Origin of the sequence: Actinomadura rubrisoli, assembly GCF_004349215.1 — a bacterium.
Taxonomy (GTDB): Bacteria; Actinomycetota; Actinomycetes; order Streptosporangiales; family Streptosporangiaceae; genus Spirillospora; species Spirillospora rubrisoli.
This window is the reverse complement of the sequence record NZ_SMKU01000440.1, coordinates 1-6688: the sequence shown is the minus strand read 5'-3', so window position 1 is coordinate 6688 and position 6688 is coordinate 1. Positions and strand designations below refer to the sequence as shown.

General features: G+C 71.4%; 7 protein-coding genes. 6 read left to right on the top strand and 1 reads right to left on the bottom strand.

Annotated elements, in window-relative coordinates; translation table 11 throughout:
- On the bottom strand, positions 1 to 644 hold a 644-nt coding region (locus tag E1298_RS42345), incomplete at its 3' end, for a hypothetical protein (RefSeq protein WP_207945172.1).
- Positions 645 to 716: 72 nt separating this feature from the next.
- On the opposite strand from E1298_RS42345, the gene E1298_RS42340 reads away from it, so the two are divergent.
- The 6 genes from E1298_RS42340 to E1298_RS42315 all read left to right on the top strand — a co-directional run.
- Positions 717 to 2063, top strand: coding sequence for an ADP-ribosyltransferase (locus tag E1298_RS42340; protein WP_131903026.1), 1347 nt, complete (start codon positions 717 to 719; stop codon positions 2061 to 2063).
- A gap of 31 nt (positions 2064 to 2094) precedes the next feature.
- Entirely contained in the window at positions 2095 to 2952 is an 858-nt protein-coding gene (locus E1298_RS42335; RefSeq protein ID WP_131903025.1) for a hypothetical protein, read from the top strand.
- A gap of 67 nt (positions 2953 to 3019) precedes the next feature.
- Positions 3020 to 3826 carry a hypothetical protein gene (locus E1298_RS42330; RefSeq protein ID WP_131903024.1) on the top strand — a complete coding sequence of 269 codons (807 nt, stop codon included), beginning with the start codon at positions 3020 to 3022 and terminating at the stop codon, positions 3824 to 3826.
- 1 nt (position 3827) lies between these two features.
- Complete coding sequence (locus E1298_RS42325; RefSeq protein WP_131903023.1) at positions 3828 to 4757, top strand: glycohydrolase toxin TNT-related protein; 930 nt, start codon at positions 3828 to 3830, stop codon at positions 4755 to 4757.
- Positions 4754 to 6229: a TNT domain-containing protein gene (locus E1298_RS42320; protein WP_131903022.1), complete on the top strand. Its 1476-nt coding sequence runs from the start codon at positions 4754 to 4756 to the stop codon at positions 6227 to 6229. The genes E1298_RS42325 and E1298_RS42320 overlap by 4 nt, the downstream gene beginning before the upstream one ends.
- The coding region (locus E1298_RS42315; protein WP_131903021.1) for a hypothetical protein at positions 6226 to 6688 on the top strand (463 nt) is incomplete at its 3' end. The genes E1298_RS42320 and E1298_RS42315, both read left to right, overlap by 4 nt.

Genomic DNA, 6688 nt, shown 5'->3' with positions numbered 1-6688 from the left:
CCCGTGATGGACGCGAGCCCGCCAAGACCGCCCCCGGTCCCGGTCCCGGTCCCGTCCGGGATGATCACCGCGCCCCCACGCGCGACGAGCAACCCGTCCAAGACGAGCAGCACACCCCCACGCAGGGTGAGCAACCCGTCCGGGACGCGCAGCGCACCCCCACGCAGGGCGACCAGCATGACCCCGCGCAGAGTGATCAACGCGACCCCGGCCGGGACGAGCAACACACCCCGACGCGGGACGACCAGCACGACCCGACGCGACGCGTCCCCACACACGACGAGCAGCGCGACCCTGCGCGGAGCGACCAGCGCGCCCCCACCCGCGACGAGCAGGGCACGCCCACGCGGGACGACCAGCACGACCCCACGCGACGCGACCCACGCGACCCTGCCCGGGACGGCCAGCACGGCCCCGCCCACGACGAGCAGCGCACCCCCACCCGCGACGACCAGCACGATCCGACGCGTAGCGGCCCCCCGCACAACGAGCAGCGCGACCCCGCGCGGAGCGACCTGCGTGACCCCGCCCGCGACGATCAACATGACCCCGCCCGGGACGAGCAGCGCGCCCCCGGGCGGGAGCCTGAGCAGGAGGCCGTCAGGCAGGATGAGGCGGACGTCCCGGCCGGTCTGCCGCCGCATCTGCATGATGTGTTCCGGGACAGTGACGGCACGCCGGCCGGGCGGTCGTTCCATGATCCGGCGGATCCGGCGATGCGGGATCTGGCGCGGCGGGTGCCGGCGGATCCGCATCGGTTCGTGGTCGATGGGCATGGTGACGCGGACGGGCTGCGGCTCGGGGGCGGGCGCCGGCTGGATGTGGACGATCTGGCGCATCTCATCCGCAACGACCCGACGTGGAACGGGCGTGAGGTGCTGCTGCTGTCCTGCCGGACGGGCGAGGGGGACTTCGCGTCGCAGCTCTCGCAGCGGCTCGGGGTGCCGGTGGTCGCGCCGAACGGGCTGGCCTGGTCCGATGGCAACGGCAATGTGTTCGCCTCGTCGGGCCGTCCGGACGCCGATGGACGGCTGAGGCCGGGCTGGCCGCCGAACGGGGCGTGGAACACCCACCACCCGGACGGGACGACCACGCCCGCCGGACGTGACGGCTACGCCCCCGGCCACCGAGAGGGCACGCGGCCCGGCGACGACGCGGAGGCGCGGGGCTGGCGGGACTGGTTCCGCCGTGAGGGCCATGTGGATCCGGACGGGTTCCGCCGGTTCAACACGAACGAGGAGGGCGAGCGGTACGGCGAGAATCGTCTGGCGCACGTCTACCAGAACCTGCCTCCGCAGTTGCAGCACGCGGTCTACCAGTACACCGTGCAGTCGATGCCGAATCCGTTCCTGCGTCCCGGTGCGGACGTGGCCGGGTATCTGAACAACCTGCGCTTGGAGGACAACTACGTCCGACATCTGGCGGCGCTGAACGGCGGCAGCATGCCGTTCCATCCGGACGAGCTGCGCCGGATGTGGAGCCGGCCCGATCTGACCGACTACCAGCGCCAGATCATCAGGCATGTGCTGACGCAGGCGCGTCCCGATCTGCGTCTCCAGGAGATGTGGAGCAATTTCGGGCAGCGCGAGCACCTCAGGGAGTACCTGGGGGCCGAGCCGACGCCGGACGCGTTCTGGCGGCGGATCAATGAGCTGGACCACGCGCTCAACCAGCCGCTGCCCGAGCCCGTCCAAGCGCTGCGCGGTCTGCATGACGTGTCGTTCCTCAGGGCGGCGGACGGCAATCCGCTGGGCGGACGGCATCCGCTGATGCTGGTCGGCAGCATGCAGTCGGAGCCGGCGTACATGTCGACATCGCTCGGCGCGGACACGACGCAGGTGGACGGGCAGGGGTTCCGCTATCGGCTCCATCTGGACGTTCCGGCGGGTTCGCCGGGGCTGTGGATGGGCCGGTCCAGCGCGTACGACGACCAGCGTGAGCTGATCCTTCAGCGGGGCACGAGCTACTACATCACGGGTGTGACCCATACTGGATTCGACGAGAACGGGTTCCCCGTCTTCGATATCCAGGCCAGCGTCATCCCGCCCGGAACGATGCCGTGAGCGGCCACAAAGACCGAAAGGTACGCACGCCATGAGTTTCCCGCCTTCCCAGGGCGGTCAGAGCGGGTCTCACGGATTTCCCGATCTTCCTCCGCCTCCGCCGATCCCCGGTGGCCCGAAGCCGCCGCGGGAGGGCTACGAGCCGTTCACCCGGCAGCCCGTGTTCTACCTGCCCGTGCTGCTCCGCGGTGAGCTCGTCGGGTATCTGTGGGCCGCGGAGTCCAACGCGAAGGCCGCCGGGTTCATCCGCCGGCTCGAACTTCCGGAGCCGAGCCTGGACGCGGCGGGGTTCTGGGCGCTGCGGCTGACCGAGGCGTACGACGAGGGCCTGCCCGCACGGGAGGCGATCCGGCGCTGGATCGGGGCGCCGGAGGACGCGAAGGGCGGCGCCGTCCCGCCGAGCGCGCGGGAGCAGCGGGCGTCCGGCACCGCCGAGCTGTCCGAGCTGCTCAACCCGGGCATAGCGCACCAGCCGGGGCCGCTCGTCCAGGACGGCCTGTTCCCGGACGGGACGCCCGTGGACCGCTCGCAGGGCTGGGGGCCGCTGATCAGCACCGCGCCCCCGTCCTACCCGGTGCGGACGGCCGGGCCGGTGGTCTTCCTGCCGGTGACGCGGGCCGGGAGTGTCGTCGGGTACGTGTGGGCCTCGGTGACGGGCGATGCGGCCTCCTACCTGGGGCGTCAGGCCGCCGGACGGGACGGGGAGATCGCGGCGGGGCTGTGGAAGGCCCGGCTGGCCCACCTGTTCGGCGAGCGCGTGCCCGCCGTGGAGGCGCTGCGGCGGCTCAAGGGCCTTCCGGAGCATCCGCTCGCCGGGGAGATCGCCGCCGACGCGCAGGAGGCGCAGGCGGCGAACCTGGGCGGGCTGGAGCGCCTGGCTCAGCAGTGATCGCCGCCGGGCACGGTCCGGGCGGCCGCCGACCGATATCGCCACGTTCTACCGGAGAGTTTCTGTCGTGATGATGGTGAAGGACACCTATCCGCGGTACTTCGTCTATGAAGAACGACCGGTCGTCTTCATCGAGACTCCGGGCGGCGGTCTCAGCTGCGTGGCCCTGAACCCGCAGGTCGGCGACTTCCAGCGGGAGATGTACTACATCGCCGAAATCGACTTCAACCATGGCGCCGACTACGACGAGGTCTCCTATGACGACTTCGTCCCGGCCGTGGAGGTGTACCGGGCGCGGAACGGCCTGGGAGAGGGAACGGTCAAGGCGCTATACGAGACCATGCACGGGCTGGAGGAGACGGCGCGCGCGCAGGGTCGGCGACAGTTGAGCCCTGAGGAACAGGCACTCGTCCGGGCTCTGAGCAAGCGCACGCATCCGCTCTTCGAGGGTTACTTGCGGGAACGCGGGTTGACCGGCACCCCGCAGCCCACTCGGACGCCGTTGCGGATGGCCAGGCTCTTCGACTCCGTGGACGCGGCGGGCCGTCCCGTCGTCCAGCGCCCGCCCGTCCCGGACGAGGAGCGCGAGGGCCTGCTGCGCTACCTGGCGGGAGCCCCCATCGTGCTCGCGGCCCGCGGGTTCGACACCGACGTCCTCGACCCGGCGGGACGCGCCGAGGTGCCGATGACCTTCCACACGGACGGCACCTGGATCTGGCCGGGGGCCGTCGCGTACTACCTGCGCGAACACGGTGTCGCACCGGAGCCCGATCTGGTCGGCTGGGCGCGCGGCAACGGCTTCGAGATCCCCGAGGTGGACGAGGAGACCCGCGCGGAGGCCGTCCGGACGATCAACGAGCCCGCGTCCGGCTGACATGGGACCGGCCAACGAGGATCTGAGCACGGTCGTCCAGGCCCCGCAGGACGAGCGCGACCTGGTCGCTCAGCTCGCCCCTGAGAGCCCTCTGCTGTTCGCCCGCGCGCGCCGTCTGCTGCAAGACCTGTCCGGTGATGCCGTGGCGCGGTTCAAGGTCGGACGGCTGGGAACGGGCTGCTGGACGGTCCTGCAAGGCGAGGATGGCTGGCGGGCCGTCCGCTGGGAGGGCGACTCGTACTCCGACCTCGCGTCCCGTGATACCGCTAGGGCTACCGTCGCGTATGCCGTGGGCGCGCTCCTGGCGGAGGAGGGTTCCGGCCTGAACAGCGAGGTCTTCCGCCTGGCGGGCCTCATCCGGGAGGGCGAGCACGACGAGGCGAAGGGGTGGCGCGAGTGGGAGCTGACGGAGACCGGCCAGCGGATCTGGACGGAAACTGAGAACGCGCCCCGCCCGTCCTCCGACCGCCTCTATGTCGCTCTAGGGACGCTCCTGGGCCGCCATGGCTGCGTCTATTTCGTCAGTGCCCCTGGCAAGGCGCCCGCCCACGGACCGTTCGTGAGCGTCCGTCAGGTCTTCGAGATGCTCGCCTTCAACGCGCTGCCAGAAGCGCCCGGTGAGCCGAGCGAACTCCTACCCGCGGGTAAGGTCCTGGACGGCTACGGCGACACCGATCAGGTCTTCCTGTATGAGGTAGGAACACCGTTCAACAAGAGGGCCCTATGGGGCGAGCCCGAACGGCACAGGCACCGCTTCTACCGGCTCCAGGAACCACTGCGCGTCCATCCTGGCTTCCCCGTCGAGCACACCACGGTCTCCGTCGAGCAGGCCACTGAAGACGGCCGCGGTTACTACCTGGTCAACACGATCGCCGAGCTCGTCGCGTCCGGCAGGCTGCGCGAGACCGCCGCCCCGGAGGCGACGCCGTGACGCCGGAGGAGGAGACAGCGGTGCTCGGCGAGCTGGTCGACGAGGTCGTCCGCCTGCTTCCGGGCGACTGGGAACGGGCCCGCCTCGACTACCGCGCGGTCGGCCGCCACGAGGCGCTCCAGCTGAGCGGCTCCGCGAGCGGCGGCGGTCACGCCGGCATCGCGCGCGCCGGACGCGGCCTCCCCGCCTCAGGCGTCCCCGAGCGGCTGCGCCGCCTCCGGGAGGCGTCCTACAATCCGGACTTCGGCGCCTGGACGGCTGCCACCTTCCACCTGTGGAAAGAGTCCGGCGAGGTCGGCTGGAACGTCTCCAGCCGGGAACCTGACGACTTCCCCTGGCAGGACGAGCCGACCCCGGCCGACGCAGCGGCCGAACTGGCCCGCTTCCCCCGTCCGGACGAGCAGATCCCCGGCTGGTTGCGCTCCCTCTTCGACTTGCACCAGGCCGCGGAGGCGTTCGACCCGCAGACGACCCCGCAACGCGAAAGCGACCTCGTCCGGCTCCTGCCGACAGGCGCCGAGCAGCTGTTCATGCGCGCGCGCATGAAACTGGCCGACCTCACCCCCGGCCCAGACCGCCACAGCACCGGCTCGGACCACCGCAGCACCGGCCCAGACCAGCGCAACACCGGCCCAGACCACCGCAGCACCGGCCCCGATCGCCTCCGCGTCGGGACGCCGGCCGACGGCTGCTGGACGATCGCCCACACCGACGGCGCCTGGCTCGCCCTCGGCCCCGACGGCACGATCGCCCCGTTCCACGAAGCGCGCGCGGCGGTCGTCCACGCGATGGCGGGCGTCATGGCCGACGCCCGCATGGAGATCAACAGCCAGGTCCTGCGGACGGCGCGCCTGCTCGACCGCCGCACAAGGCCCCGGGACGGCGTGGACGCGTGGCTGCTGGCGTCCGGTGACCGGAGCGCGCAGGCCCGCACCAGCGACTCGCCACGTCCGTCCGCGCCGGGCCCGTACATCGCGCTGGATCCGCTCCACAACCGGCCCGGCGGACACTTCGTCTGCGTCCCCGGGCCTCCGCCAGAGACCGGTGCGTTCATCTCCGTCCACGACGTCTACCGGACGCTCGCGGACAAGCTACTCCCCAAGCCGAAACCCACCGCCCAAGCACAGGAACCACCCAGCGAGGTTCTGCGACCGGGCGCGATGGTGGACGCCTACGGAGACCCTTCGTCCAGCTTCGTCTACGACGTCGGAACCCCGTTCTCCAGGCGCGGCCTATGGGGCGAACCGCAGGACTATCCGTACCGCGTCTACCGGGTCGAAAAGCCATTGCGCGGCTACACGGGCCTCTTCTCCATGGCCCCCATCTTCCCCACCGGGGAGACGCCGCCCCCGTCCGATGAGGGCATGGGTTACTACCTGGTCGACTCGATCGCCGACCTCGTCGCGTCCGGTCACCTGGTCGAGACCACCGGACCGGGCAATACACTCACGGGACAGGAGGGACAGCGATGACCGAAGCTTCCGGTGGGGCCACGGGCAGCGACGACCAGGGGCGCTACGACGAGCTCACCACGGGCATGGCCGGGCTCCTGGCCGCCGCCGCGCCGGATGGGTGGCGCCGGATCGACCTGCGGGCGCTCATGACCGTGGCCGTCTCCGACCTGGCCCTGACCGTCGTCCTCCAGGACGGCTCCACACCCGCGGTCGAGCTGCCCCGCGACGTCATCGACTTGGCCGCCGAGCTCCGCTCGACGATGTACCGGCAGAGCCGCGGCGCCTGGCTGAGCATGCGGCTGATGATGGAGCCCCCCGGCGCCTACTACACCAGCTTCAACACCGACTACGACCCGCTCTGGGACCCGGACATCCCCGACGAAGCGTACGAACAGGACCTCGCGGCGTTCCCCCGCGACGACCAGTACGTCCCAGACTGGCTGCGCACCAGGCTCCAGCGCGCCCCGGCCCCCGCCC